Below are 26,160 nucleotides of genomic sequence, written 5' to 3' on the forward strand. Positions count from 1 at the left end.
GGCTAGAAGAACCCGAGCTTGTTCGGCGAGTAGCTGACCAGGAGGTTCTTGGTCTGCTGGTAGTGCTCCAGCATCATCTTGTGGTTCTCCCGGCCGATGCCGGACTGCTTGTAGCCGCCGAAGGCCGCGTGCGCCGGGTACGTGTGGTAGCAGTTGGTCCAGACCCGGCCGGCCTGGATGGCGCGGCCCGCCCGGTAGGCGGTGTTCGTGTCGCGGGTCCAGACGCCGGCGCCCAGCCCGTACAGGGTGTCGTTGGCGATCTTGATGGCGTCGGCGAAGTCGGCGAACGAGGTCACCGACACCACGGGCCCGAAGATCTCCTCCTGGAAGATCCGCATCGCGTTGTCGCCCTCGAAGACGGTCGGCTGCACGTAGTAGCCGCCGGACAGCTCCCCGCCGAGGTCGGCCCGCGCACCGCCGGTGAGGACCTTGGCGCCCTCCTGCCGGCCGATGTCGAGGTACGAAAGGATCTTCTCCAGCTGGTCGTTGGACGCCTGCGCACCGATCATCGTGCCGGTGTCCAGCGGGTGCCCCTGCTTGATCGCGTTGACCCGGTCGACGGCGGCGGCCATGAAGTCGGCGTAGTGCCCCTGCTGCACCAGGGCCCGCGACGGGCAGGTGCAGACCTCGCCCTGGTTGAGCGCGAACATGGCGAAGCCTTCGAGGGCCTTGTCCAGGAACGCGTCCTGCGAGGAGCTGACGTCGTCGAAGAAGATGTTCGGCGACTTGCCGCCGAGCTCGAGGGTGACGGGTTTGATGTTCTCCGAGGCGTACTGCATGATCAGCCGCCCCGTCGTGGTCTCGCCGGTGAAGGCGACCTTCGCGACCCGGGGGCTGCTCGCGAGGGGCTTGCCGGCCTCGACGCCGAAGCCGTTGACGATGTTGACCACGCCCGGCGGGAGCAGGTCGGCGATGAGGCCCATGAGGACGTGGATCGAGGCGGGGGTCTGCTCGGCGGGCTTGAGCACCACGGCGTTGCCGGCGGCCAGGGCCGGCGCCAGCTTCCACGTGGCCATCAGGATCGGGAAGTTCCACGGGATGATCTGCGCGACGACGCCGAGCGGCTCGTGGAAGTGGTACGCGACGGTGTCGTCGTCGAGCTCGCCGAGGCTGCCCTCCTGGGCGCGGACGGCACCGGCGAAGTAGCGGAAGTGGTCGATCGCCAGGGGGATGTCGGCGGCGAGGGTCTCCCGGATCGGCTTGCCGTTCTCCCAGGTCTCGGCGACGGCGAGGAGCTCCAGGTTGGCCTCCATCCGGTCGGCGATCCGGTTGAGGATGTTGGCGCGGTCGGCGACGGAGGTGCGCCCCCAGGCGTCCGCGGCGCCGTGCGCGGCGTCGAGGGCGGCCTCGACGTCCTCGGCGGTGCCCCGGGCGATCTCGCAGAAGATCTCGCCGGTCACCGGGCTGGGGTTGGTGAAGTACCGGCCGTGGGCGGGTTTGACGTACTCGCCGCCGATCCAGTGGTCGTAGCGGGGCTGGAAGGTGACGAGGGCCCGGTGTGCGGGTTGTGGATCGGCGCGGCGGAGCAGGTCCACGGCTGCGCCCGCCGGCTGAAGTGCTCGGTCGCGAAGATCTGCACCGCGTGGTCGACGGCCACGGCGGTGCCGGGCGCGTTGGTGCCGGCGTGCGCCTCGTCCCAGTGCGCCCCGGCGACGAAGTGCATCGCCTCGGCCTTGCGCAGCACGGTGCCGTGCCCCTCGACCCACAGCAGCCGCCCGTGGGCGTCGCAGATCGCCATGAGATGGTCGCCGTCCTCGGCGATGCTGCCGAGCAGGTCCCGGAACAGCGGCAGGGTGTGCCGCAGCGGGTGCATGGCCCGGTAGTCCTCCAGGGAGTCGAGGTCCACGGGCGCGGCGGCGCCGGGGTCCAGCAGCGCTGCGGCGCTGCGGCGCCACGAATCGGCGACCACGCTGCGCACGTCGGCGACGGTGCCGGCACCGGCCAGGAACGCGTCGTGGGCGGCGCCCATCTGGCGGGTCCGCTCCCGGGGGTCGGCGCCGGCGCGCAGCGCCAACCAGGGATTCCGCATGACCCATAGTGACCCCGGTCACGCATGATCCGCCAGTGCCCCGGGGTTTCGTTCCGGGGCACCGGCGTCACTTACAGTGCTGACTCCAGCGCGTCCAGGGCGCAGCCCAGCGTCGCGTCGTCCATCACGAGCGGCGGCAGGAAGCGGATCACGTTGCCGTACGTGCCGCAGGTCAGCAGCAGCAGGCCGGCCTCGTGCGCCGCCTTCTGGATCGCCGCAGTCCTCGCCGGATCCGGCGTGGCGCCGGGTGCCGCGCCGCGCCCCGGGGCCCGCTCGGGGGTCGGGGCGCCGGGCACGACGATCTCCACCGCCAGCATGGCGCCCCGGCCGCGGACCTCGCCGATGTACGGGTGCGCCGCGGCGAGGGATTCCAGGCGGGGCCGCATGACCGACTCGATCCGTCGCGCCGCCGCGGTCAGGCCGAGCTCCCGCATGGTCTCGATCGAGGCGAGCGCGGCCGCGCAGGCGATCGGGTTGCCGCCGTACGTGCCGCCGAGGCCGCCGACGTGCACGGCGTCCATCAACTCGGCCCGGCCGGTCACCGCGGCGAGGGGCAGGCCGCCGGCGATGCCCTTCGCGGTGGTGACCAGGTCCGGCTCCACACCCTCATGGGTCGAGGCGAACCATTCGCCGGTGCGGCAGAACCCGGTCTGGATCTCGTCGGCGACGAACAGCGCCCCACTGGCCTTCGCCCAGGCGGCGATCGACGGCAGGAACCCGGGCGCGGGGACGATGAAGCCGCCCTCGCCCTGGATCGGCTCGATGAGCACGGCGGCGACCTGGTCGGCGCCGACCTGCTTCTCGATCATCCCGATCGCGAGGGCGGCCGCGTCGGGGCCGGACAGCCCGTCGCGGAACGGGTACGACATCGGCACCCGGTAGATCTCACCGGCGAACGGGCCGAAGCCGTGCTTGTAGGGCATCGCCTTCGCGGTCAGGGCCATCGTGAGGTTGGTGCGGCCGTGGTACGCGTGGTCGAACACCACGACCGCCTGCCGCCCGGTGGCGTGCCGGGCGATCTTCACCGCGTTCTCGACCGCCTCGGCGCCGGAGTTGAACAGCGCCGAGCGCTTCTCGAACGCGCCCGGCGTCAGCGCGTTCAGCTGCTCGCACACGGCGACGTAGCTCTCGTAGGGCGCGATCATGAAGCAGGTGTGGGTGAAGCGCTCGACCTGGCGCCGCACCGCCTCCACCACCTTCGGCGAGGCGTTGCCGACGTTGGTGACGGCGATGCCGGCGGCCATGTCGATCCATTCGCGGCCGTCCACGTCGGTCAGCGTGCCGCCCGACGCGTGGTCCACATAGGACGAGATCATGCTGCCGACGCCGCGGGCGACCGCCGCCGTCCTGCGCTTGTGGATGTCCTCGGAGTTGCCCATCACAAGTCGATGTTGTGCATGACGTGCTTGATCCGGGTGTAGTCCTCCAGCCCGTACATGGACAGGTCCTTGCCGTAGCCGGAGGACTTGAAGCCGCCGTGCGGCATCTCGGCGACGATCGGGATGTGGGCGTTGACCCACACGCAGCCGAAGTCCAGGCGACGGGTCATCCGCATCGCGCGGCCGTGGTCCTTCGTCCAGACCGAGGAGGACAGCCCGTACTCCACGCCGTTGGCCCAGCGGACCGCCTCGTCCTCGTCGGTGAAGCGCTGCACGGTGATGACCGGCCCGAACACCTCGTCCTGGATGATCTCGTCCTCCTGGCGCAGGCCGGACACGACGGTGGGGGAGTAGAAGTAGCCCCGGTCGCCGACCCGGGCGCCGCCCGCGTTGAGCTTCGCGTGGTCGGGCAGCCGGTCGAGGAAGCCGGCGACCCGGGCCAGCTGGCCGGCGTTGTTCAGCGGGCCGTAGAGCACGTCCTCGTCGTCGGGCGCGCCGGTCTTGGTAGCGGCGGCCTGCTCGGCGATCGCGGCCACGAAGTCGTCGTAGATGCCGGGGCCGGCGAGCACGCGGGTCGCCGCGGTGCAGTCCTGCCCGGCGTTGAAGTAGCCGGCGACCGCGATCGCCTCGGCGGCCGCCTCCAGGTCCGCGTCGTCGAAGACCACGACCGGTGCCTTGCCGCCGAGCTCCAGGTGGGTGCGCTTGAGCATGGGCGCGGCGGCGCCCGCCACCTCGCGGCCCGCGCGGACCGAGCCGGTGATCGACACGAACTGCGGCGTCGGGTGCGACACCAGGGCCCGGCCGGTGTCCCGGTCGCCCGTGACCACGTTGAGCACGCCCGGGGGCAGGAACTCCGCGGCCAGCTCGGCCAGCAGCAGCGACGACACCGGCGTGGTGTCCGACGGCTTGAGCACGACGGTGTTGCCGGCGGCCAGGGCCGGCGCGATCTTCCAGATGGCCATCATCAGTGGGTAGTTCCACGGGGTCACCTGCGCGCAGACGCCGATCGGCTCGCGGCGAACGTAGCTGGTGTGGCCCTTCATGTACTCCCCGGCGGACTTGCCCTCCAGGACGCGGGCGGCGCCGGCGAAGAACCGGACCTGGTCGACGGCCGGGGGCAGCTCGTCGCTGGTGGTCAGCGCCCGCGGCTTGCCCGTGTTCTGGCACTCGGCGTCGATGAGCTCGGCCGCGCGGTCCTCCATGGCGTCCGCGAGCTTCAGCAGCGCCCGCTGCCGCTCCGCGGGGGTGGCGTCGCGCCACGTCTCGAACGCCTTGCTGGCCGCCTTCACCGCGCGGTCGACGTCGGCCTCGCCCGAGACCGGTGCGGAGGCGAAGACCTCACCGGTCGACGGGTCGATCAGGTCCGAATAACGGCCGTCGGCGGGCTCCACGTGGGCGCCGTCGATGAAGTTCTGCAGTTGCTTGGTCATTGTCCACTCCTTTGAGTGCCGGCAGCCACATCCTTCCACCGATTCCGCAGCACACAACCCTTTGAGCAACTGTTTCCGCGTCGTGAACGGGCCTTCGGCGGCGTAGTCTGGCGGTCGTGACCCCGTTCTACATCGCCGGCCGACCGGCGACCAGCGACGACGCCGTCGAGATCCGCCACCCCTTCGACGGCCGGGTGGTCGGCAGCACGTCCAATGCCACCCCGGCGCAGGTCGAGGAGGCAATCGCACAGGCAGCGTCGGTACGCGCGGAGGCGGCGGCGCTGCCCGCGAGCGTCCGGGCGGCCGCCCTGGACCACGTCAGCGCCCGCCTCAAGGAGCGCGCCGAGGAGGTCGCCCGGTTGATCACCGGGGAGAACGGCAAGCCGCTGAAGTGGTCCCGTGGCGAGGTCGGCCGGGCGGTGTCGACGTTCCGCTGGGCCGCCGAGGAGGCCCGCCGCTTCTCCGGCGCCGTGCAGCGCCTCGACACCGACCCCGCCGCGACCGGCAGGATCGCGCTGGTCAAGCGGGTGCCGAAGGGGCCGGTGCTCGGCATCGCCCCGTTCAACTTCCCGCTCAACCTGGTCGCGCACAAGGTCGCCCCGGCGATCGCGGTCGGCGCGCCGATCGTGCTCAAGCCCGCGCCGGCGACCCCGCTCAGCGCCCTGCTGCTCGGCGAGATCCTGGCCGAGACCGACCTGCCCGCCGGCATGTGGTCCGTCGTGCCGGTCCCCAACGACCGCGCCCCGGCCCTGGTCGCCGACCCGCGCCTGCCGGTGGTGTCCTTCACCGGCTCCGGCCCGGTCGGCTGGCAGATCCGCGACGCGGTGCCCCGCAAGCACGTCACCCTCGAGCTCGGCGGCAACGCCGCGGTCCTGGTCTGCGAGGACTGGGACGACCTGGACTGGGCCGCGACCCGCATCGCCACGTTCTCCAACTACCAGGCGGGGCAGAGCTGCATCGCCGTGCAGCGGGTCTACGTCCACGACCGGCACTTCGACGCGCTGAGCGACCGCCTGGTCGCCGCGGTCGAGGGACAGGTGACCGGCTCGCCGTGGGAGGACGCCACCGACGTCGGCCCGCTGGTCAGCCGGGCCGCCGCGGAGCGGGTCGAGTCCTGGGTCTCCGAGGCCGTCTCCGCCGGCGCGAAGCTGCTGACCGGCGGCACCCGCGACGGCGCCGCCTACGCGCCGACCGTGCTGACCGGCGTGCCAGCCGGCGCGAAGGTCGTCGCCGAGGAGGTCTTCGGCCCTGTCCTGGTCCTGGAGCGGGTCGCGTCCGACGCGGCGGGTCTGGCCGCGGTCAACGACTCGCAATACGGGCTGCAGGCCGGCGTCTTCACCCGCCGCCTCGACCGGGCCTTCGAGGCGCACCGCGTCCTGGACGTCGGCGGCATCATCGTCGGCGACGTCCCCAGCTACCGCGCCGACCAGATGCCCTACGGCGGGGCCAAGGCCAGCGGCGTCGGCCGCGAGGGCCTGGCCAGCGCCATGGCCGACTACACCGAGGAGCGGGTCATGGTGCTGACGGGCCTGCAGCTGTAGCCGCGGAGCCCGGCGGCTTGTCCCGCGTCTCGTGCAGGCGCTGGTCCCACACGTCGGGCTCCAGGAACACGAAGCACTCGTCGTCGAGGTCCTCGCGGATGCGGGCCTCGGCCCGGTTGATCGCGTCCGCGACGCGCGCGACGGTCTCGTCGGCGGCGAAGGCGACCTTGGCCGCGATGAGCAGCTGGTCGGGCCCCAGGTGCATGGTGCGCAGGTGGATCATCCGCTGGACCAGGGGCTCGGCCTCGATCGCCGCCTCGATGCGCCGCAGCGTCTCCTGGTCGGCGGACTCGCCGATCAGCAGGCTGCGCATCCGTGTCGACAGGGTGATCGAGATGATGACCAGCAGCACGCCGATGGCGATGGTGCCGACCGCGTCCCACCGCCCGTCGCCGGTGACGACGGCGAGGGTGATCCCGACCGAGGCGAAGACCAGGCCGGTGAGCGCGCCGAAGTCCTCGGCGAGCACGACCGGCAGCTCCGGCGAGCGGGTGGTCCTGATGAAGCGCAGCCAGGGCAGCCCGCGCCGCTCCGGCTGCGCCTCGTGCACCGCGGTGCGCAGCGAGAAGGACTCCAGCACGATCGAGACGGCGAGCACCGCGAACGCCCAGATCGGCGACTCGACCGGCTCCGGGGAGTGCAGCTTCTCCCATCCCTCGTACAGGGCGAAGACGCCGCCGACGAGGAAGATGACGAGCGTCACCAGAAAGCCGTAGAAGTAGCGGAAGCGCTGGTAGCCGAACGGGTGCAGCGGCGAGGCCACCCGCTTGGCCCGCCGGCCGCCGATGAGCAGCAGCAGCTGGTTGGCGGTGTCGGCGACGGAGTGCACGGCCTCGGCCAGCAGCGCCGAGGACCCCGTGAACAGGAACGCGACGAACTTGCTCACGGCGATGCCGAGGTTGGCGGCGAACGCGGCGATGATCGCCTTCATGGAGTTACCTTCCTCGGCCACGCTCATGCTGTACCACACCTGTGACGTGAACTAACACCGGCAACTCCGGACTGACATGTATGCGGAACGTCACCGCACTAGGCTTCGGCGTAGGACAGCGACCACGACAGGAGCGCGGACTGTGATCGACCTGAGCCGGATCGTCAAGGCCTACGACGTGCGGGGGACGGTGCCCGACCAGCTCAACGAGCCGGTCGCCGAGGCGCTCGGCAGGGCGTTCGTGCAGACGCTGCGTCACCGCGGCGAGTTTGTCGAGCGCGTCGTGACCGCGCACGACATGCGCGAGTCGGGTCCGGCGCTCGCGTCGGCCTTCGCCGCGGGGGTGCGGGCCGAGGGCGCCGACGTCGTCGAGTCGGGGCTCGGCTCGACGGACCTGCTGTACTTCGCCTCCGGCACGCTGGACCTGCCGGGCGCGATGTTCACGGCCAGCCACAACCCGGCCCAGTACAACGGCGTCAAGCTGTGCAAGCAGGGCGCGAAGCCGGTCGGGCAGGACTCCGGCCTGGCCGAGATCCGCGAACGCGCGCAGGCGATCCTGGAGGGCCGGGGCGAGCCCGCGACCGCGACCCGGCAGGGCACGATCGAGCAGCACGGCATGCTGGAGGCCTACGCGGCCTACCTGCGCGGCCTGGTCGACCTCACCGGCATCCGGCCGCTGACGGTCGTCGTCGACGCCGGCAACGGCATGGGCGGCTACACCGTCCCCGCGGTGCTCGGCCAGGGCCTGCCGCTGACGATCATCCCGCTGTACTTCGAGCTGGACGGCTCGTTCCCCAACCACGAGGCCAACCCCCTGGAGCCGGCGAACCTGGTGGACCTGCAGGCCAAGGTCCGCGAGACCGGCGCCGACCTGGGCCTCGCCTTCGACGGCGACGCCGACCGCTGCTTCGTCATCGACGAGCGCGGCGAGGCCGTCTCGCCCTCGACGATCACCTCGATGGTGGCCGTGCGGGAGCTGGCGAAGTCGCCGGGCGCCACGATCATCCACAACCTCATCACCTCCCGGGCCGTGCCGGAGATCGTGCGCGAGCACGGCGGCGTGCCGGTGCGCACCCGGGTCGGGCACTCGTTCATCAAGGCGGAGATGGCCAGGACCGGCGCCGTCTTCGGTGGAGAGCACTCCGCGCACTACTACTTCAGCGACTTCTGGGGCGCCGACACCGGCATGCTCGCCGCGATGCACACCCTGGCGATGCTCGGCGGTCAGGCGGCCCCGCTGTCGGCGCTGACCAAGGACTACGTGCGCTACACGGACTCCGGGGAGATCAACTCCACGGTCGCCGACCCGGCTGCGAAGATGGCCGAGATCGAGGCCGCCTACCCGGTGCCCGTCGACCGCCTCGACGGCATCACCCTGGACTTTCCCGACGGCAGCTGGGTCAGTGTGCGGCCGTCCAACACGGAGCCGCTGTTGCGGCTTAACGTGGAGGCGCCGACCGCGGAGCGGATGGCAGCCCTGCGCGATGAAATGCTTGACGTCATCCGCCGCTGACGATCGCCGCTAGAAGGAGTTGGAACAGACGTGTCCGTCGACCCCGCCCTGCTTTCCATCCTGCGCTGTCCGGACGAGCACCACGCCGAGCTGACGCTCGACGACGCAGCGCAGACGCTGACCTGCACCGCTTGCGGGCGGATCTTCGAGATCCGGGACGGCATCCCCGTGCTGCTGCTCGACGAGGCCAAGCTCCCCGAGGCCAAGCTCGACGAGGCCAAGCTCGACGAGGCCAAGCTCCCCGAGGCCGGGCTCCCCGAGGGCGGTGCCGCGTGAACCCCCTGGAGGGCACCGCGGGCGTCCGTGGACACCGTGAGATCGACCTGTCGCTGCTCGACGACGCCGCGGCCCTGGAGCGCAACGACCCGGGCGGCATGCTGCGGGCCACCGCGTCCGCCGGCGCCCAGGTCCGCGAGTCCGCGGCCCTGGCGGCGGAGACCGACCTGAGCGCCCTGGCCGACGACGGCGCGGGGGTCGGCACCGCCGCCCGCACCGGCGACATCCTGGAGACGGTGGCGGGTCCCCGCTGCCCCGTGCCGGTGCTCGCGCACCGCAGCGCCGGCATCCCCGGCTGGGTCGGCGCGGCCGACGTCGTCATCGCCGTCTCCGCGTCCGGTCGCTCCCCGAGGCCCTCGCGGCCGCCGAGGCCGCCGGCCGCCGCGGCGCCCGGCTCGTCGCGATCGGCGCCCCCGACACGCAGCTGCACGCGCTCGCCGACCGCTTCCGGGCGCCGTTCATCCCGGTGCCGCGCCGTGCGCCGGCCCGCGCCAGCCTGTGGGGCCTGGCCGTGCCGGTGCTCCTGGCGGGCCGGCAGCTCGGCCTGGTCAAGGTCAACGAGGCGGACTTCGCGGAGACCGCGGCCCGCCTGGACGCCGACGCCGACCGGTGCCGCATGACCCTCGAGTCGTTCGTCAACCCGGGCAAGAGCCTCGCGCTGGACCTGGCCCTGTCCGTGCCCATCGTGTGGGGCTCCTCGCCCCTGGCCAACGTCGCGGCGCGGCGCTTCGGCGACGTCCTGGCCGCCAACGCCCGCTACCCCGCGGTCGCCGGCGCCCTCGGCGAGGCGGGCCGCGGCAGGGTCGGCCTGCTCGACGGTGTCTACGGCGGCCTGGCCGAGGCCGGCCGCGACATCTTCGCCGACCCCTCCGAGGAGGACGAGTCGGTGACCCGGCTGCGGCTGGTGCTGCTGCGCGACGGCGGCCTCGCCGAGGACGAGGAGGAGGCCGACGGCGAACCTTCCGCGGTGGAGGAGAAGCGGGCCGAGGCGGTGCAGCAGCTCGCCGAGCGCCGCGGCGTGCGGGTGAGCCTCATCACCGCCGAGGGCGGGTCGGCGCTGGAGCGACTTGCGTCTCTCGTCGCGGTGCCCGACTTCGCTTCGATCTATCTTGGACTCGCGCACGGCTTCGACCCCATGGCCGTGCCGGCGGTGTCCGAGATGAAGGAGCTGGTCAGTCCATGAGTACTGAAGGTGGCACGAAGGCCGTTGTCGCGGCACTGTTTGCGAACCTCGGCATCGCCGTCACCAAGTTCGTGGCGTTCCTGCTCACCGGGTCGTCGTCGATGCTGGCCGAGTCGATCCACTCCATCGCGGACTCCGGTAACCAGGGTCTGCTGCTGTTCGGTGGTCGCCAGGCCAAGCGGCGCGCTGACGCCGAGCACCCGTTCGGCTACGGCCGGGAGCGCTACGTCTACGCGTTCGTCGTCGCGGTCGTGCTGTTCTTCGTCGGCGGCATCTTCGCGCTGTACGAGGCCTGGCACAAGATCGGGCACCCGGAGCCGATCGACCAGTGGCAGTGGGTGCCGGTCACGGTGCTCATCGCGGCGATCGTCATGGAGAGCCTGTCCTTCCGCACCGCGATCATCGAGACGCAGAAGATCAAGGGCAACGTCACCTGGTGGCAGTTCATCCGCCGGGCGAAGCAGCCGGAGCTGCCGGTCATCCTCCTGGAGGACCTCGCCGCCCTGGTCGGTCTGGTCCTCGCCCTGTTCGGCGTCGGCCTGACCCTGATCACCGGCGACGGCATCTGGGACGGCGTCGGCACCGCCGCGATCGGCGTGCTGCTCATCGTGGTCGCCGGGATCCTCGCGGTGGAGATGAAGGGCCTGCTCGTCGGCGAGTCCGCGTCGCCGGAGCAGATCGCGCAGATCCGGGCCGCCATCGTCGCCGGGCCGGAGGTCGAGTCGCTGATCCACATGCGCACCGTGCACCTCGGCCCCGACGAGCTCCTCGTAGCGGCGAAGATCGCGGTCCGGCACGACGAGACCGCGTCCGAGGTGGCCCGCGGCATCGACGCGGCCGAGTCCCGGATCCGGGCGGCGGTGCCGATCGCCACGATCATCTACCTGGAGCCCGACATCTACCAGGCAGGGAAGCCCGCGAAGACGGACCTGCCGGACACCGCGGAGGCGCACTAGCGTGGAGCTGCTCGAGAGCCCGATCCGCAAGTACGCGTGGGGGTCGCTGACCGCGATCGCGACGCTGCAGGGGCGCCCGGCGCCGACGGCCGAGCCGGAGGCGGAGCTGTGGATGGGCGCGCACCCGGCGAGCCCGTCCCGGCTGGCGGTGAGCGGCACGTCGCTGGTCGACGCGATCGCCGCCGACCCGGTGGGCCTGCTCGGCGCGCCGGGCGTCGAGCGGTTCGGGCCTCGGCTGCCGTTCCTGCTCAAGGTCCTCGCGGCGGCCCAGCCGCTGTCGCTGCAGGCGCATCCGACCCTGGCCCAGGCCAGGGAGGCGCACGCGGCCGGCCACCCGTCCTATGTGGATGCGTGGCACAAGCCGGAGATGCTGGTGGCGCTGACCGACTTCGACGCGCTGTGCGGCTTCCGTGACCCGGCCGCCACCGCCGCCGACCTCGCCGCGCTCGGCGTCGCCGGGCTGGAGGAGACGGTCGGCGCGCTGCGCCAGGACGACAAGGCCGCCGCGCTGCACGACGCGGTGCGCGGCCTGCTGGGCAAGCCGGACACGCGGCTGGTCGAGGAGGTCGTGGCGGCCTGCGCCGCCCGCGGCGGGGCATACTCGTTGGCGCCTGCGCTCGCCGAGCAGTATCCGGGCGACGCGGGCGTCATCGTCGCGATGCTGCTCAACCGGGTCCGGCTGCGGCAGGGCGAGGCGGTCTGGATGCCCGCCGGCAACCTGCACGCCTACCTGCGCGGCGTCGGTGTGGAGATCATGGCGGCCTCGGACAACGTGCTGCGGGGCGGTCTCACCCCGAAGCACGTGGACGTCGAGGAGCTGCTGCGGGTGCTGCGCTTCGAGGTGCTCGACGACCCGGTGACCCGCCCGATCGACCTCGCGCCCGGCCTCGTCACGTGGCCGGTGCCGGTGCCGGACTTCACCCTGCACCGGGCGGTCGTCGATCCCGCACGCGACGGCACCGCGGCGGTCCGGCTGCCCGGTGGCGGGCCGCGGATCGTGCTCTGCGTGCGCGGCGCGGTCAGGGTCGACGACGGGGTGGTGCCGGTGACGCTCGTGGCGGGGCAGGCGGCGTTCGCCCCCGCGACGCGCGGCGAGCTCGCGGTGAGCGGCGAGGGCGACGTCTTCCAGGCCGCCACGCCGTAACCCCCGTCGGCGCAATCGCAACCCGGAAAAGTGGACTTGTCCGGATTCGCCTTGACATTGTTACTGCGCAGGGTAATGTTCTGGCTACGCAGGGTTTGGCACTGAGTCCGAGCCGCATGCGGGGGAACCAAACCGGGGGGAAGTGCGGGGCGGTGAGAGCAATCTCACCGCCCCGTGCGCTGTCCAAAGGGCGGTGAGCGTCCCTTGAGCGCTGCCGCGTACCGTGAGAGGTCGCGCCGCTTTGGGCCCCAGGCCGCGTCTGGTTGATCAGCGCGGCCCCGTGGGAGGCCCAGATCCAGATCCGGCCCACAGACCAGGAGACTGCATGACCAGCACGCTGCCGCCGCGGACCGACCAGGCAAACCGCCCGAAGACCGTCGCCGAGGGCGACTTCAAGGTGGCCGATCTTTCCCTGGCGGCCTTCGGGCGCAAAGAGATCCAGCTCGCCGAGCACGAGATGCCCGGTCTGATGGCGATCCGCCGTGAGTTCGCCGCGTCGCAGCCCCTGCGGGGCGCGCGGATCACCGGCTCCTTGCACATGACGATCCAGACCGCGGTGCTGATCGAGACCCTGGCCGCGCTCGGCGCGCAGGTGCGCTGGGCCAGCTGCAACATCTTCTCCACCCAGGACCACGCCGCCGCCGCCATCGCGGTCGGCCCGGAGGGCACCCCGGAGCAGCCGTCCGGCATCCCGGTCTACGCCTGGAAGGGCGAGACCCTGGAGGAGTACTGGTGGTGCACCGAGCAGGTCCTGCTGTGGCCGGACGGCGAGGCGCCCAACATGATCCTCGACGACGGCGGCGACGCCACGCTGCTCGTGCACAAGGGTGCCGAGTTCGAGGGCATCGGCGCGGTCCCCGCGGTGGACACCGCCGACTCGGAGGAGTATGCGGTCATCCTCCAGCTGCTGCACACCTCGCTCGCCGAGGACAAGGGCCGCTGGAGCAAGGTCGCCGCCGGCATCAAGGGCGTCACCGAGGAGACCACCACCGGCGTGCACCGCCTGTACGAGATGCACCAGCAGGGCAAGCTGCTCTTCCCGGCGATCAACGTCAACGACTCGGTCACCAAGTCGAAGTTCGACAACAAGTACGGCTGCCGCCACTCGCTCATCGACGGCATCAACCGGGCGACGGACGTGCTGATCGGCGGCAAGGTCGCGGTCGTGTTCGGCTACGGCGACGTGGGCAAGGGCTGCGCGGAGTCGCTGCGCGGCCAGGGCGCCCGGGTCATCGTGACCGAGGTCGACCCGATCTGCGCGCTGCAGGCCGCGATGGACGGCTACCAGGTCGCCACCATCGAGGACGTCGTGGCCACCGCCGACATCTTCATCACCGCGACCGGCTGCCTCGACGTCCTCACCGCCGACCACATGGCGCAGATGAAGCACCAGGCGATCGTCGGAAACATCGGCCACTTCGACAACGAGATCGACATGGCCGGCCTGGCCAAGCGCACCGACGTCAAGCGGATCAACATCAAGCCGCAGGTCGACGAGTGGAAGTTCGACGACGGCCACTCGATCATCGTGCTGTCGGAGGGCCGCCTGCTCAACCTGGGCAACGCGACCGGTCACCCGAGCTTCGTGATGTCCAACAGCTTCACCAACCAGGTCATCGCGCAGATCGAGCTGTTCACCAAGCTCGAGCAGTACCCGGTCGGCGTCTACACCCTGCCGAAGCACCTCGACGAGAAGGTCGCCCGGCTGCACCTGGACGCGCTCGGCGTCAAGCTCACCGAGCTGACCAAGAAGCAGGCCGAATACCTCGGCATCCCGGTTGAGGGTCCCTACAAGTCGGACCACTACCGCTACTGATCCCGCATCACACATAGGGCCCGGCCGCCTCGGCGACCGGGCCCTATGTCGTGTGGGGGACGTGCCCCTTCTACAACTTGTAGAACACCTGCACCGGCCGGTAAGGTAACGCTGACCTAAGTAAGGTTCGGCTAACCTGCGGAGCGACCGATGACCGCCATCTACCTGATCGGCCTCCGCGAGGGGCTCGAGATCACGCTGGTGGTCTCGATCCTGGTCGCGTTCCTGGTCAAGAGCGACCGATCGCACCTGCTGAAGTACGTCTGGGCCGGTGTCGCCCTCGCCGTCCTGCTGTCCGTCGGCTTCGCCGCGCTGCTGGAGGCGGGCGCCGCGTCGCTGACCTTCGAGCAGCAGGAGCTGTTCGAGGCCTGCGCCTCCTTCGCCGCCGTCGCCTTCGTCACCTGGATGATCTTCTGGATGCGCCGGATGGCCCGCCGGATGGCCGCCGAGCTGCGTGGCCGGCTCGAAGAGGCGATCCAGGTCGGTGCCTGGGCGATCGCCGGCATGGCGTTCCTCGCGGTGATCCGCGAGGGCCTGGAGACGTCGATCCTGTTCTACGCCGCGGCGCAGGGCACGAAGGACTCCGCCGAGCCACTGATCGGCATCAGCCTCGGGCTGCTCACCGCGGTCGTGCTCGGCTGGCTGCTCTACGCCAGCGCGGTCCGCATCAACCTGACCCGCTTCTTCACCTGGACCGGCGCGCTGCTCGTGCTCGTCGCCGCCGGGATCTTCAAGTACGGGGTGCACGACCTGCAGGAGAGCGGTGTCCTGCCGGGCATCAACACGCATGCGTACGACATCACCGGGGCGCTGCCGCCGGACGCGTGGTACGCCGAGCTGCTCCGCGGCATGTTCAACATCACGCCGCAGCCGACGGTGCTGGAGACGGTCGCCTGGCTCGGCTACGGCATCCCGGTCCTGGTCCTGTTCCTGCTGCCCCTGCTGAAGAAGACCCCGGCGCCGGCGTCCGAGCCGGTCAGCACCTCCGTATAAGCCTGAGCACCTCCCCCTTCCGTAGGAGAACCATGCGTAAATCAGCCTTGATCGCGGTGAGCGCGGGCACCGCAGCCGCGCTGACCCTCGCCGGCTGCGGCGGCGACAGCAAGGACGACGCCAAGCCCGCGGCCGGCAACGGCAAGATCGCCGTCACCGCGACCGACACCGAGTGCAAGGTCGAGAAGACCGAGGTCACCTCGGGCCCGGTGACGTTCGCGATCAGCAACAAGGGCGCCAAGGTCACCGAGTTCTACGTCTACGCGAGCGGCGACCGGATCATGGGCGAGGTCGAGAACGTGGCGCCGGGGCTGAGCCGCGAGCTCATCGTCGAGCTGCCCGCCGGCACGTACGAGACGGCCTGCAAGCCGGGCATGATCGGCAAGGGCATCCGGGGCGGGTTCAAGGCCACCGGCGACGCCAAGCCGCTCACCGACGACGCGAAGCTGGCCCAGGCGACGCAGGACTACCAGCGCTACGTGAAGAGCCAGACCGGCGCGCTGATCGACAAGACCACGGAGTTCGTCAACGCGGTCAAGGCCGGCGACATCGAGAAGGCCAAGACGCTCTTCCCGATCGCCCGCACCTACTGGGAGCGCATCGAGCCGGTCGCGGAGAGCTTCGGCGACCTCGACCCGGCCATCGACGCCCGCGAGGCGGACCTGGAGGCGGGCCAGGAATGGACCGGCTTCCACAAGATCGAGAAGGACCTCTGGGTCACCAAGGACGTCAGCAAGTCCGGCCCGACCGCCGACAAGCTGCTCGCCGACGTCAAGACGATCGTCGACAAGTCCAACAGCGTCCAGCTGTCGCCGCTGAACCTGGCCAACGGCGCCAAGGAGCTGCTCGACGAGGTCGCCACCGGCAAGATCACCGGTGAGGAGGACACCTTCTCGCACACCGACCTGTGGGACTTCGCGGCCAACCTCGAAGGCTCCCGCGCCGCGATCGCCGCGCTCCGCCCGGTGATCGAGGAGAAGGACGCCGCGCTGGCCAAGACGCTCGAGGACAAGTTCGCCGCGGCGCAGGCCGAGCTCGACAAGCACCGCAACGGCGACGGCTGGAAGTTCCACAACGAGCTGTCCGAGGCCGACCTCAAGGCGCTCGCCGACTCGATCAACGCGCTCGCCGAGCCGATCAGCAAGGTCGCCCCGCTGGTCGCGTCCAAGTAGCCCGGCACCGGTCCCCGCCTCCCGGCCGGGACCGGCTCGCCCCCAGGCACGGCTGACCACCCGGCACAGCTCGACCCGGCAGAGCTCGACACCCGGCACGGCTCGCCGCACGGACCGGCACCCGGCACGGACCGGGCCTCGCGGTCCGGCTCGCACGAACGGAGAGGACGAACGATGGATCGACGCAGGATGCTCGGGCTCGCCGGTGCCGGCGCCATCGGTGCCGCCGCCGCGGGCGTGGCCGGCGCGACACTGATCGACGGCGCCACGCACCCGGCGCAGGCCGCCGACGCGGGCGCGGCGATCCCGTTCTACGGCGAGCACCAGGCCGGCATCGTCACCCCCGCCCAGGACCGCCTGCACTTCGTCGCCTTCGACGTCATCACCGACAAGAAGGCGGAGCTCGTCGAGCTGCTGGAGAAGTGGACCATGGCGGCGGCGCGGATGACGGCCGGCCGCGACGCGGGCAGCATCGGCGCGGTCAACGGCGCCCAGGAGGCCGCCCCCGACGACACGGGTGAGGCGATCGGCCTGCCACCGTCGGGCCTGACGCTCACGATCGGGTTCGGCCCGACGCTGTTCCGTACCGCGGAGGGCAAGGACCGCTTCGGCATCGCGGACCGGCGCCCGGCCGCCCTGGCGGACCTGCCGCGCTTCGCGAAGGACACGCTCAAGCCGGAGATCTCCGGCGGCGACATCTGCATCCAGGCGTGCGCGCACGACCCGCAGGTGGCCGTGCACGCGGTGCGCAACCTGGCCCGCATCGGTTTCGGTGTGGTCAGCGTGCGCTGGACACAGCTGGGCTTCGGGCGTACCTCGTCGACCTCCCGCGGGCAGGTGACAGCCCGGAACCTGTTCGGTTTCAAGGACGGCACCGCGAACCTCAAGGCCGAGGACACCCAGCTGCTCGAGGAGCAGCTGTGGGTGCAGCCGGGTGACGGCGCGGAGTGGATGACGGGTGGCTCCTACGTCGTCACCCGCAAGATCCGGATGCTCATCGAGACGTGGGACCGCACCTCGCTCGGCGAGCAGGAGGCCATCATCGGCCGGGACAAGGGTGAGGGCGCGCCGCACGGCGGCAAGGGCGAGTTCGACCTGCCGAAGTTCGCCGCGACGGGCGCCGACGGCGAGCCGCTCATCGCGGCGGACGCGCACGTGCGACTCTCACATCCGGACGCGAACGACGGCGCCCGGCTGCTGCGCCGCGGCTACAACTTCGTCGACGGCTCCGACGGGCTCGGCCGCCTCGACGCGGGACTGTTCTTCATCGCGTACCAGCGTGATCCGCGGCGCCAGTTCGTGCCGATGCAGACCAGGCTCGCGCGGCAGGACTCGCTCAACGAGTACATCCGCCATGTGTCAAGTGGTTTGTTCGCCTGCCCTCCGGGCATCCGTGCCGCCGACGACTACTGGGGTCGGGCGCTCTTCGCGTAGATTCGACACATTTGAAGGCGTGTTTCTCGGGTATTTCGGGCGCAAGTCAGCAAGATCTAATTTCACCATCTGTAACTTGAAGACTTCGGAACGTCCGTTTCGTTGCGCAAATGGTCAGGCAACAGTCCGCATAACGGGACAGTTACGAATCTCTACATCCTCTATGCAGGTAGCCCCTCGCGTCGTTTCCTTTAGGCACCACAACGCAGCCCGGTTGGCCCACGGTCGTGCCCGCGACCGCGGACTCCATCGTGGCCAGGGCTGTCGTTCCTGACTGGAGGAGACATGCGCACGAGATCGAAGGGGCTCACCGGCCTCATCGCGGTCGCGGCGGCTTCGCTGCTCACGTTGACCGCCTGCGGTGGCGGGAGTGACAGCAACAAGGAGACGCCGACGTCGAACGCCGGTTTCGCCGACTGTGAGAAGAGCCCGAACACCTGCAACAGCGGCAACACCAAGCCGGGCGGTGAATACATCTTCGGCCTCGAGCAGAGCTTCACCAGCTGGAACATCAACACCGAAGAGGGCAACACGCTCGTCGCCTCGCAGGCGCTGTCTGGTGTCCTCCCGCAGGTCTTCAGGTCGGATCCGAGCGGCACGCTCCAGCTCAACACCGACCTCATGGTCTCGGCCGAGCTCACCAACCAGAACCCGCAGACCGTGGTCTACAAGATCAAGTCTGACGCGGTCTGGAGCGACGGCACGGCCATCAGCGCCGACGACTTCATCCTCGGCTGGAAGTGGAACTCGGGCAAGAAGGAGCACTGCTCGGAGTGCACGCCGGCCAGCACGTCCGGCTGGGACATCATCAAGAGCGTCGTCGGCTCCGACAACGGCAAGACCGTGACGGTCACCTTCGAGGACGGCAAGACCTACGCCGACTGGAAGGGCAACTACTCCACCGACGGTCTGTACCCGTCGCACCTCGCGACCAAGCAGGGCTTCGACCTGAACAAGCCGGAGGGCGTCAACAGCGCCTCCAACTGGTTCAGCGAGACCGTGCCGACCTGGTCCGGTGGCCCGCTGCTGATCGACACGTTCAACAAGGACCAGTCGCTGGTGCTGAAGAAGAACGACAAGTGGTACGGCAAGGTCAAGCCGTCGCTGGACAAGGTCGTCTTCAAGTTCATCATCGACCAGGGCAGCGTCATCCCGGCCCTGAAGAACAAGGAAATCACCGGCATGTCGCCGCAGCCGAACGCGGCGCTGGTGAACGGCGCGGCTGAGACCCCCGGCGTGATCTACCGCATCGGCCACGGGTACCAGTGGGAGCACATCGACCTGAACCTGAAGAACAAGTACCTGGCCGACGTCGCGCTGCGCCAGGCGATCTTCACCGCCATCAACGTCAAGTCGGTCATCGACAAGACCTACGGCGTGTTCGACAAGGCCGCGAAGCCGCTCGGCAGCCACAACTTCTTCCCCGGCGACCCGAACTACAAGGACGTCGTGAGCCCGACGGGCCAGGGCTCCGGTGACGTCGAGAAGGCCAAGAAGATCCTGACCGACGCCGGCTACAAGATCGAGGGCGGCAAGCTCATCACGAAGACCGGCGAGGCCGTGCCGTCGCTGCGCTTCCGTCACACCAAGGGCAACCAGCTGCGGGCCACCACCGCCGAGCTGGTCCAGTCGGCGCTGAAGAACATCGGTCTGGACATCAAGATCGAGGTCACCGAGACGCTGGGCAAGACGCTCTCGACCGCCGACTACGACATGATCATCTTCGCGTGGGTCGGCAGCCCGCTCTACCAGGGTGCGGCCGAGCAGAACTGGGTCACCGGCAACGGCGGCAACTACGGCAGCTACTCCAACCCCGAGGTCGACAAGCTGACCAACGACGGCGCCCGTTCGCTGGACGTCAAGAAGGCCGCCGACCTGATCAACCAGGGTGACGAGATCCTGTCGAAGGAGGCCTACGTCCTCCCCATCGCGCAGAAGCCCACGTTGACGTTCACGTACTCGGACTACGTCAACATCCGGGACAACGCGACGCAGTGGAGCCCGACGTACAACATCCAGGAGTGGGGCCAGAAAGCGGCCTGACGCACCGGATCAACGGGGGACCCCGGACGCCACCTGGGCGTCCGGGGTCTTCCCGCACCTGCCAATAAGCGGAGGAAACTCATGATCGCCTATGCGGTGCGCCGGCTCCTGATCGGAATCCCGGTGCTCATCGCCGCCTCGATATTCGTGTTCGTCATCGCCTCGCTGTCGGGCAACCCCATCGACGACATGGAAGCGCGGAACCCACCGGTCCCGCTCGAGACCAGACAGCTCGAGGCCCACCGGCTCGGGCTCGACCAGCCTCTCGCCCAGCGGTACGTCACCTGGCTGGGCAACCTCGTCCTGCACGGCGACTTCGGGCAGTCCACCGAGAAGTCGCTCAACATCGGCGATCAGATCGGCGACCGTCTGTGGGTCACGCTGCGGCTGGTCTTCGTGGCCATGCTGCTGGCCGTCATTCTCGCGGTGATATCCGGCGTGCTGAGCGCCGTCAAGCAGTACAGCAAAGTCGACTACAGCTTTACCTTCATCGGGTTCCTCGCCCTGTCGATCCCGTCGTTCTGGCTCGCGCTGCTGCTCAAGGAGGCGGGCGTCGCATACAACCAGAGCACCGGATCGCAGGTCTTCTATACGCTCGGTGACCAGGACTACAACCACGACACCTTCGACACGTGGGGCAAGATCACCGACATCGCGGGGCACATGGTGCTGCCCACCATCTCGCTGACGCTGATCACCTACGCGGCCTGGAGCCGGTACCAGCGCAGCGCGATGCTGGAGGTCCTCAACAGTGACTACGTGCGGCTGGCCCGGTCCAAGGGGCTGCGCAGCCGCCAGGTCATGATCCGCCACGCCCTGCGGACCGCCCTCATCCCGCTGGCCACGATCACGGCCGTCGACATCGGCGGGATCTTCGGCGGCGCGGTGATCACCGAGACCGTCTTCAACTGGTCCGGCATGGGCGTCTACCTGCTGGAGTCCGTCAACCGGCGGGACGTCAACTCGCTGCTGGCCTGGCTGCTCGTCTCCGGCATCGTCGTGATCGTCTTCAACATCGTCGCCGACCTCCTCTATGCAGTGCTGGACCCGAGGATCCGTTATGAGTAGCTCGCTGGTCACCAAGGCTCCCGAGGCCACCCCCGTACTCACCACGCGCCAGCGCAGCCAGCTCGAACTGGTGCTCCGCCGCTTCCTGCGGCACCGGCTCGCCGTCGGCAGCCTCGTGCTGTTCCTGCTCATCATCCTGTTCGCGTTCGTCGGCCCGATGCTGTGGAAGTACGACTACGCCTACATCGACGGCCCCAGCTTCTCCCCGCCGTCGGCGCAGTACCCGCTCGGCACCGACCAGGCCGGCCACGACCTGCTCGGCCAGAGCATGCGCGGCACCCAGCAGTCGCTGAAGATCTCGCTGATGGTCGCGCTGATCGCCACCACCTTCGGCGCGCTGTGGGGCGCCGTCGCCGGCTTCTACCGCGGCTGGGCCGACGGCCTGCTCATGCGCATCGCCGACGTGGTGCTCACGCTGCCGAGCATCGCCATCGCGGTGACCCTGTCGGTGAACCTCCAGGGCGGCGCCAGCTGGTGGGGCCTCGCCCTCGTGCTGTCGTTCCTGGCCTGGGCCGGCATCTCCCGGGTGGTCCGCGGTGTCGTGCTGTCCCTGCGCGAGCAGGAGTTCGTCGAGGCGGCCAAGGCGATGGGCGCGAGCGACCTGCGCATCATCGTGCGGCACCTGCTGCCCAACGCGCTCGGCACGATCATCGTCGCGGCCACCGTGACGATCGCGACCACGATCCTCGCCGAGACCGCGCTGTCCTTCATCGGCTTCGGCGTGCAGCGCCCCGACACCTCCCTGGGCCTGCTCATCAACGACGCCAAGCTCTCCGTGCAGGACCAGCCGTGGCTGTTCTACTTCCCGGGCCTGTTCATCATCCTCATCGCGCTGACGGTCAACTTCATCGGTGACGGCCTTCGCGACGCGTTCGACCCCCGACAGACACTGGTGCGCCGATGACCTCCATCGAACTCAACACCCGCCCGACCGCGACGGACACCGTCCTGGAGGTCGACAACCTCAGCGTCTCGTTCCCCACCGAGGACGGCCTGGTCAAGGCCGTCCGGGGCGTGTCCTACAGCCTGCGGCGCGGCGAGACGCTCGGCATCGTCGGCGAGTCGGGCTCCGGCAAGTCGGTCACCTCGCTCGCGCTCATGGGCCTGCTGCCCCGCTCGGCGAAGATCACCGGCTCGGCCCGCTTCCGCGGCGAGGAGCTGCTGGGCAAGAACGACCGCGAGATGAGCAAGATCCGCGGCAAGAACCTGGCGATGATCTTCCAGGACCCGCTGACCTCGCTGAACCCGGTGTACTCCATCGGCAAGCAGATCGCCGAGGCCGTCCTGGTCCACCACGACGTCAGCAAGCGCGCCGCGTGGGAGCGGGCGGTCGACCTGCTCAAGGTCGTCGGCATCCCGTTCCCGGAGCAGCGGGTCAACAACTACCCGCACGAGATGTCCGGCGGCATGCGCCAGCGGGTCGTCATCGCCATCGCGATGGCCAACAACCCCGAGGTCATGATCGCCGACGAGCCGACCACCGCGCTCGACGTCACCGTCCAGGCGCAGGTCCTGGAGGCCCTCGAGGCGGCCCGCACGGAGATCGGCGCGGCGCTGGTGCTCATCACCCACGACCTCGGCGTCATCGCCGGTCACGCCGACCGGGTCTGCGTCATGTACGCCGGCAAACTGGTCGAGTCGGGCACCGTCGATGACATCTTCTACCGGCCGCGGATGCCCTACGCCCTCGGCCTGCTCGGCAGCCTGCCCCGCGTCGACGAGGGCCGCGACGCCCGGCTCACCCCGATCGTCGGGACCCCGCCGTCGCTGCTCAACCTGCCGCCCGGCTGCCCGTTCCGCCCCCGCTGCCCGCTCGCCCAGGACGTCTGCGACGAGGTCGAGCCCGACCTGGTCCCGGTCGAGGCCGGCGGCCAGCACACCGCGGCCTGCCACTTCAGCAACCAGCTCGTCGACACCCAGGCCACCGACGTCTTCGCGGTGACCTCCATCGACGTGGACACCGAAGAGGTCGCGGTGGCCGACACGGAACTGGCCGCCGACACGCCCGAGGACGCCTCATGACGATCGACATCTCGAAACCCGCCGCGACCGGGACGGTCATCTCCGCCCGCAACCTGGTCAAGCACTTCCCGGTCCGCTCCCGCGGCGTCCTGCGCCGCCGGATCGGCGAGGTCCACGCTGTCTGCGACGTCTCCTTCGACATCGGCGCCCACGAAACCCTCGGCCTCGTCGGCGAATCGGGCTGCGGCAAGTCCACCACGGCCCGCCTGCTGCTCAACCTGATCCGCCCGACCAGCGGTGAGATCCACTACGCGGACAAGGACCTCACCAAACTGTCCCGCTCGCAGATGCGGCCGCTGCGCCGCGACCTGCAGATCGTGTTCCAGGACCCGTTCGCGTCGCTCGACCCGCGCATGACGGTCTTCGAGATCATCGCCGAGCCCCTGCGGATCCACGGCCTGTTCGCCGGCCGCGGCGGCGGCGCGTCGAAGGTCCGTGACCTGATGTCCACGGTCGGCCTCAACGCCGAGCACGGCAACCGTTACCCGCACGAGTTCTCCGGCGGCCAGCGCCAGCGCATCGGCATCGCCCGGGCGCTCGCGCTGCGCCCGAAGGTCCTCGTCCTCGACGAGCCGGTCTCCGCGCTCGACGTCTCCATCCAGGCCGGCGTCATCAACCTCCTGGAGGACCTGCAGCGAGAGCTCGGCCTGTCCTACCTGTTCGTCTCGCACGACCTGTCCGTGGTACGCCACATCGCACACCGCGTCGCGGTCATGTACCTGGGCCGCATCGTCGAGACGGCAACCGTCGAGGACCTGTTCACCAAGGCCTCGCACCCGTACACGCAGGCGCTGATCTCGGCGATCCCACTGCCCGACCCCCGCAAGGAACGCGTCCGGCAACGCGTCCTGCTCACCGGCGACGTGCCGAGCCCGGTCGACCCACCGAGCGGCTGCCGCTTCCGTACCCGCTGCCCGAAGTTCGCGAACCAGCTCAGCGACCCCGAACGCGAGCTGTGCAAGAACGAGCTGCCCGCCCTGACCGACCGCGGCCAGGGCCACCGCAGCGCCTGCCACTACGCCGAGGCCGTCAAGCTCGTCTAGACGTGCCTGACCCGGCCCCGGTCCTGCGCGAACAGGCCGGGGCCGCGGCACGTCCACACCCGGACGCTGCCCCTGCCGTCTGCGCCTGCCCGCCCGCGCCCGACTCCCTGCTCAGCGCCCCGGGTGGGCAGGTCGCGGTGGGGCGGGGTGGTGGTTAGAACGGGACCGCGGGGCGGAGAGGGTTGGTGGGGTCGTGGCGTGGGGGTTGTTGTTCGAACGGGCCGACGAGGTGGGGGCCGGCGGCGGCGTGGAGGCCGGGCCAGACGCTGGCGGAGGCGGCGCGGGCCTTGACGAGTTGGACGGTTGCGCGGCGGTTGCGTTCGGCGATGACGGCGGCGAGGTACGCCCAGCCCGGTGCCTCCGGTGGTGGGGGCGGGGTGGTGCACAGTGCGACCTCTCGGGCCAGGGCGCGGCCCAGGGCGGTGCGCGACGGCTCGGTGATCTCGCGGTTGCGGGCCAGGAAGTGGCGGACGGCCAGGGCCAGGCTGTCGTCGAGGCCGGTCAGGTCCAGGCGTCTGGCCCAGGATCGCAGCGGGGGTGGCATCGCCGGCACCCAGCCCCAGCTGGCCGGGGTGCGCTCGTGGATGACGATGGTGCCGGCGGCCCAGTCGCCGAGGCGTTTGCCGCTGCGGCCGATCAGCATGGTGCCGAGGCTGGCGACCCAGGTGACCACAGGTAGCAGCAGGCCGGGCCACTCCAGGGTCATGCCGACCAGGGCGCGGGTGAACGCGTGCCGGAAGCGCACGGGGCCGCCGTCGTCGCGGACCACGCGCAGGCCCATGGCGGCCTTGCCGGGGGTGCGGCCGCGCAGGACGGTCTCGAAGAAGGCCGGATAGCCGAGCACGGTGATCACCAGGATGACGGTGAAGACCGCCTGGCCGAGGCCGTCGTCGAAGAGGCCGGCGGAGTCGGCGACGAGGCGGAACATCGTGGCCAGCATGACCAGGACGATGAAGAGCACGACCTGCCCGAACGCGTCGATGATGAGGGCCAGGGCCCGGGAGCCGAGCCTGGCGACGCGCACGTCGAGCTCGACGGCCTCGCCGCTGACCAGGCGGTCTCCTGGGCTCTCCGGGGCCGTGGCGATGCTCATGGGCAACAGTGTCCTACAAGGGTGCACCCGGCGGGTGCCGGCGCCGTCTACGCTGCCGTCGTGGACCTGGACGCATACGTGGCGGAGCACGCCGCCGAGTGGCGGCGGCTCGATCAGCTTTCCCGGCGCCGGCGGGTGACGGCCGCCGAGGCCGACGAGCTGGTCGCGCTCTACCAGCGGGCCGCCACGCACCTGTCCGTCGTGCGCAGCCGCTCGCCCGACCCGGCGCTGGTCGCCCGCCTGTCCCGGCTGGTCCTCGCGGCCCGTAACGCGATCACGGGCGCGCCGGCGTTCTCGTGGCGGCGGGTGGGGCACTTCTTCACTGCCGGGTTCCCGCTCGCCGTCTACCGGGCCTGGCCGTGGTGGTCGGCGGTGTCGACGTCGTTCAGCCTGATCGCGTTCGGCATCATGGGGTACGTGGCGGCGCACCCCGAGGTGGCCGACATGTTCATGGACGACGCGACGATCACCAGGATGATCCAGAGCGACTTCGTCGGCTACTACAGCCAGTACGCGTCGCAGAACCAGACGCTGCGGGTGTGGACCAACAACGCGGTGCTGACCGCGGAGTGCCTCGCCGGTGGCGTGCTCATCCTGCCGGTCGTGATCGTGTTGTTCTACAACGCGTTCAACGTCGGGCTGACCGGCGGCGTGATGATCGCCTATGGGCGCGGTGATGTCTTCTTCGGCATGATCATCCCGCATGGCCTGCTGGAGCTCACCGCGGTCTTCGTCGGCGCCGGTGTCGGGCTGCGCATCGGCTGGGCGTGGATCGCACCGGGCCCGCTGCGCACCCGCGGCCGGGCGCTCGTGGAGGCGGCCCGGGAGGGCATGCTGGTCGCGCTCGGCCTCGTCGTGGTGCTGCTGATCAGTGGCGTCCTGGAGGGCTTCCTGACGCCGTCGTCGCTGCCGATGCTGGTCAAGGACGTGATCGGCGCCGTGGTGTGGCTGGCGTTCCTGGCGTACGTGGTGATCCTCGGCCGCGCCGCAGAGGTGGAAGGCGTGTCGACGGAGCTGCCGGAGGAGCTGACCGAGGCGCCGGTGCCGACGGCCTGACCGAAACGGCGGCCGGAGCGAAACCGGCGGCCGGAGCG

The 26,160-nt window shown here is 70.3% G+C and carries 20 protein-coding genes and 2 pseudogenes; 16 read left to right on the top strand and 6 right to left on the bottom strand.

Annotated elements, in window-relative coordinates:
• Positions 1-2 precede the first annotated feature (2 nt).
• From adh to OHA72_RS14545, 4 genes and pseudogenes are all read right to left on the bottom strand, one after another.
• Complete coding sequence (gene adh, locus OHA72_RS14530) at positions 3-1,529, bottom strand: aldehyde dehydrogenase (RefSeq protein ID WP_327011563.1); 1,527 nt, start codon at positions 1,527-1,529, stop codon at positions 3-5.
• Positions 1,493-2,029: pseudogene (locus OHA72_RS14535) on the bottom strand (transcriptional regulator); the annotation flags it as partial. The pseudogene OHA72_RS14535 and the gene adh, both read right to left, overlap by 37 nt.
• A 71-nt stretch (positions 2,030-2,100) precedes the next feature.
• The gene (gabT, locus tag OHA72_RS14540; protein WP_327008348.1) at positions 2,101-3,408 is read right to left on the bottom strand and encodes a 4-aminobutyrate--2-oxoglutarate transaminase; all 1,308 of its coding nucleotides are present in this window, start codon (positions 3,406-3,408) and stop codon (positions 2,101-2,103) included.
• Complete coding sequence (locus OHA72_RS14545) at positions 3,408-4,838, bottom strand: gamma-aminobutyraldehyde dehydrogenase (RefSeq protein ID WP_327008349.1); 1,431 nt, start codon at positions 4,836-4,838, stop codon at positions 3,408-3,410. Before OHA72_RS14545 ends, gabT begins: the two co-directional genes overlap by 1 nt.
• 116 nt (positions 4,839-4,954) lie before the next feature.
• On the opposite strand from OHA72_RS14545, the gene OHA72_RS14550 reads away from it, so the two are divergent.
• Positions 4,955-6,379: an aldehyde dehydrogenase family protein gene (locus OHA72_RS14550; RefSeq protein WP_327008350.1), complete on the top strand. Its 1,425-nt coding sequence runs from the start codon at positions 4,955-4,957 to the stop codon at positions 6,377-6,379.
• Here the strand turns inward: OHA72_RS14550 and OHA72_RS14555 are convergent.
• The gene (locus tag OHA72_RS14555) at positions 6,351-7,310 is read right to left on the bottom strand and encodes a cation diffusion facilitator family transporter (RefSeq protein ID WP_327008351.1); all 960 of its coding nucleotides are present in this window, start codon (positions 7,308-7,310) and stop codon (positions 6,351-6,353) included. The two genes, OHA72_RS14550 and OHA72_RS14555, sit on opposite strands and share 29 nt — an antisense overlap.
• A gap of 142 nt (positions 7,311-7,452) precedes the next feature.
• On the opposite strand from OHA72_RS14555, the gene OHA72_RS14560 reads away from it, so the two are divergent.
• The 14 genes and pseudogenes from OHA72_RS14560 to OHA72_RS14625 all read left to right on the top strand — a co-directional run bounded on the left by OHA72_RS14560 (position 7,453) and on the right by OHA72_RS14625 (position 23,973).
• On the top strand, positions 7,453-8,823 hold the full coding sequence (locus OHA72_RS14560; protein ID WP_327008352.1) for a phosphomannomutase/phosphoglucomutase: 1,371 nt from the start codon (positions 7,453-7,455) through the stop codon (positions 8,821-8,823).
• 30 nt (positions 8,824-8,853) lie between these two features.
• Positions 8,854-9,099, top strand: a complete 246-nt coding sequence (locus OHA72_RS14565) for a Trm112 family protein (protein ID WP_327008353.1) — start codon at positions 8,854-8,856, stop codon at positions 9,097-9,099.
• 5 nt (positions 9,100-9,104) lie between these two features.
• A pseudogene (locus OHA72_RS14570) lies at positions 9,105-10,282 on the top strand (SIS domain-containing protein).
• Positions 10,279-11,238, top strand: a complete 960-nt coding sequence (locus tag OHA72_RS14575; protein ID WP_327008354.1) for a cation diffusion facilitator family transporter — start codon at positions 10,279-10,281, stop codon at positions 11,236-11,238. Before OHA72_RS14570 ends, OHA72_RS14575 begins: the two are co-directional and overlap by 4 nt.
• A 1-nt stretch (position 11,239) precedes the next feature.
• Entirely contained in the window at positions 11,240-12,382 is a 1,143-nt protein-coding gene (gene manA, locus OHA72_RS14580) for a mannose-6-phosphate isomerase, class I (protein ID WP_327008355.1), read from the top strand.
• Between the two features lie 325 nt (positions 12,383-12,707).
• The gene (gene ahcY, locus OHA72_RS14585) at positions 12,708-14,198 is read left to right on the top strand and encodes an adenosylhomocysteinase (RefSeq protein WP_327008356.1); all 1,491 of its coding nucleotides are present in this window, start codon (positions 12,708-12,710) and stop codon (positions 14,196-14,198) included.
• A 150-nt stretch (positions 14,199-14,348) separates the two neighbouring features.
• A complete protein-coding gene (gene efeU / locus OHA72_RS14590; RefSeq protein ID WP_327008357.1) occupies positions 14,349-15,191 on the top strand; it encodes an iron uptake transporter permease EfeU in 843 nt (280 codons plus the stop codon).
• 32 nt (positions 15,192-15,223) lie between these two features.
• Positions 15,224-16,363 (top strand): iron uptake system protein EfeO, encoded by a 1,140-nt coding sequence (efeO, locus tag OHA72_RS14595; protein ID WP_327008358.1) that lies wholly within the window; start codon positions 15,224-15,226, stop codon positions 16,361-16,363.
• A gap of 174 nt (positions 16,364-16,537) precedes the next feature.
• The gene (efeB, locus tag OHA72_RS14600; protein WP_327008359.1) at positions 16,538-17,797 is read left to right on the top strand and encodes an iron uptake transporter deferrochelatase/peroxidase subunit; all 1,260 of its coding nucleotides are present in this window, start codon (positions 16,538-16,540) and stop codon (positions 17,795-17,797) included.
• A 285-nt stretch (positions 17,798-18,082) separates the two neighbouring features.
• Positions 18,083-19,840, top strand: a complete 1,758-nt coding sequence (locus OHA72_RS14605; RefSeq protein WP_327008360.1) for an ABC transporter family substrate-binding protein — start codon at positions 18,083-18,085, stop codon at positions 19,838-19,840.
• An 81-nt stretch (positions 19,841-19,921) separates the two neighbouring features.
• Positions 19,922-20,908 (top strand): ABC transporter permease, encoded by a 987-nt coding sequence (locus tag OHA72_RS14610; RefSeq protein ID WP_327008361.1) that lies wholly within the window; start codon positions 19,922-19,924, stop codon positions 20,906-20,908.
• Complete coding sequence (locus tag OHA72_RS14615; RefSeq protein ID WP_327008362.1) at positions 20,901-21,812, top strand: ABC transporter permease; 912 nt, start codon at positions 20,901-20,903, stop codon at positions 21,810-21,812. The genes OHA72_RS14610 and OHA72_RS14615 overlap by 8 nt, the downstream gene beginning before the upstream one ends.
• A complete protein-coding gene (locus OHA72_RS14620) occupies positions 21,809-22,930 on the top strand; it encodes an ABC transporter ATP-binding protein (protein ID WP_327008363.1) in 1,122 nt (373 codons plus the stop codon). Before OHA72_RS14615 ends, OHA72_RS14620 begins: the two co-directional genes overlap by 4 nt.
• Complete coding sequence (locus OHA72_RS14625; protein WP_327008364.1) at positions 22,927-23,973, top strand: ABC transporter ATP-binding protein; 1,047 nt, start codon at positions 22,927-22,929, stop codon at positions 23,971-23,973. The genes OHA72_RS14620 and OHA72_RS14625 overlap by 4 nt, the downstream gene beginning before the upstream one ends.
• Before the next feature lie 154 nt (positions 23,974-24,127).
• On the opposite strand, the gene OHA72_RS14630 is transcribed toward OHA72_RS14625, so the two are convergent.
• A complete protein-coding gene (locus OHA72_RS14630; RefSeq protein ID WP_327008365.1) occupies positions 24,128-25,066 on the bottom strand; it encodes an RDD family protein in 939 nt (312 codons plus the stop codon).
• Positions 25,067-25,126: 60 nt separating this feature from the next.
• Between OHA72_RS14630 and OHA72_RS14635 the strand changes: the two genes are divergently transcribed.
• Positions 25,127-26,122, top strand: a complete 996-nt coding sequence (locus OHA72_RS14635; protein ID WP_327008366.1) for a stage II sporulation protein M — start codon at positions 25,127-25,129, stop codon at positions 26,120-26,122.
• Positions 26,123-26,160 lie beyond the last annotated feature (38 nt).

It is taken from the genome of Dactylosporangium sp. NBC_01737, from assembly GCF_035963215.1.
GTDB lineage: Bacteria > Actinomycetota > Actinomycetes > Mycobacteriales > Micromonosporaceae > Dactylosporangium.

Coding starts and splice junctions, on each gene's coding strand:
- OHA72_RS14630 (WP_327008365.1), bottom strand. CDS start 25,066: ATGAGCATCGCCACGGCCCCGGAGAGCCCAGGAGACCGCCTGGTCAGC.
- OHA72_RS14615 (WP_327008362.1), top strand. CDS start 20,901: ATGAGTAGCTCGCTGGTCACCAAGGCTCCCGAGGCCACCCCCGTACTC.
- OHA72_RS14625 (WP_327008364.1), top strand. CDS start 22,927: ATGACGATCGACATCTCGAAACCCGCCGCGACCGGGACGGTCATCTCC.
- OHA72_RS14575 (WP_327008354.1), top strand. CDS start 10,279: ATGAGTACTGAAGGTGGCACGAAGGCCGTTGTCGCGGCACTGTTTGCG.
- OHA72_RS14620 (WP_327008363.1), top strand. CDS start 21,809: ATGACCTCCATCGAACTCAACACCCGCCCGACCGCGACGGACACCGTC.
- gabT (WP_327008348.1), bottom strand. CDS start 3,408: ATGGGCAACTCCGAGGACATCCACAAGCGCAGGACGGCGGCGGTCGCC.
- ahcY (WP_327008356.1), top strand. CDS start 12,708: ATGACCAGCACGCTGCCGCCGCGGACCGACCAGGCAAACCGCCCGAAG.
- OHA72_RS14610 (WP_327008361.1), top strand. CDS start 19,922: ATGATCGCCTATGCGGTGCGCCGGCTCCTGATCGGAATCCCGGTGCTC.
- OHA72_RS14545 (WP_327008349.1), bottom strand. CDS start 4,838: ATGACCAAGCAACTGCAGAACTTCATCGACGGCGCCCACGTGGAGCCC.
- efeO (WP_327008358.1), top strand. CDS start 15,224: ATGCGTAAATCAGCCTTGATCGCGGTGAGCGCGGGCACCGCAGCCGCG.
- efeB (WP_327008359.1), top strand. CDS start 16,538: ATGGATCGACGCAGGATGCTCGGGCTCGCCGGTGCCGGCGCCATCGGT.
- efeU (WP_327008357.1), top strand. CDS start 14,349: ATGACCGCCATCTACCTGATCGGCCTCCGCGAGGGGCTCGAGATCACG.
- OHA72_RS14605 (WP_327008360.1), top strand. CDS start 18,083: ATGCGCACGAGATCGAAGGGGCTCACCGGCCTCATCGCGGTCGCGGCG.
- OHA72_RS14555 (WP_327008351.1), bottom strand. CDS start 7,310: ATGAAGGCGATCATCGCCGCGTTCGCCGCCAACCTCGGCATCGCCGTG.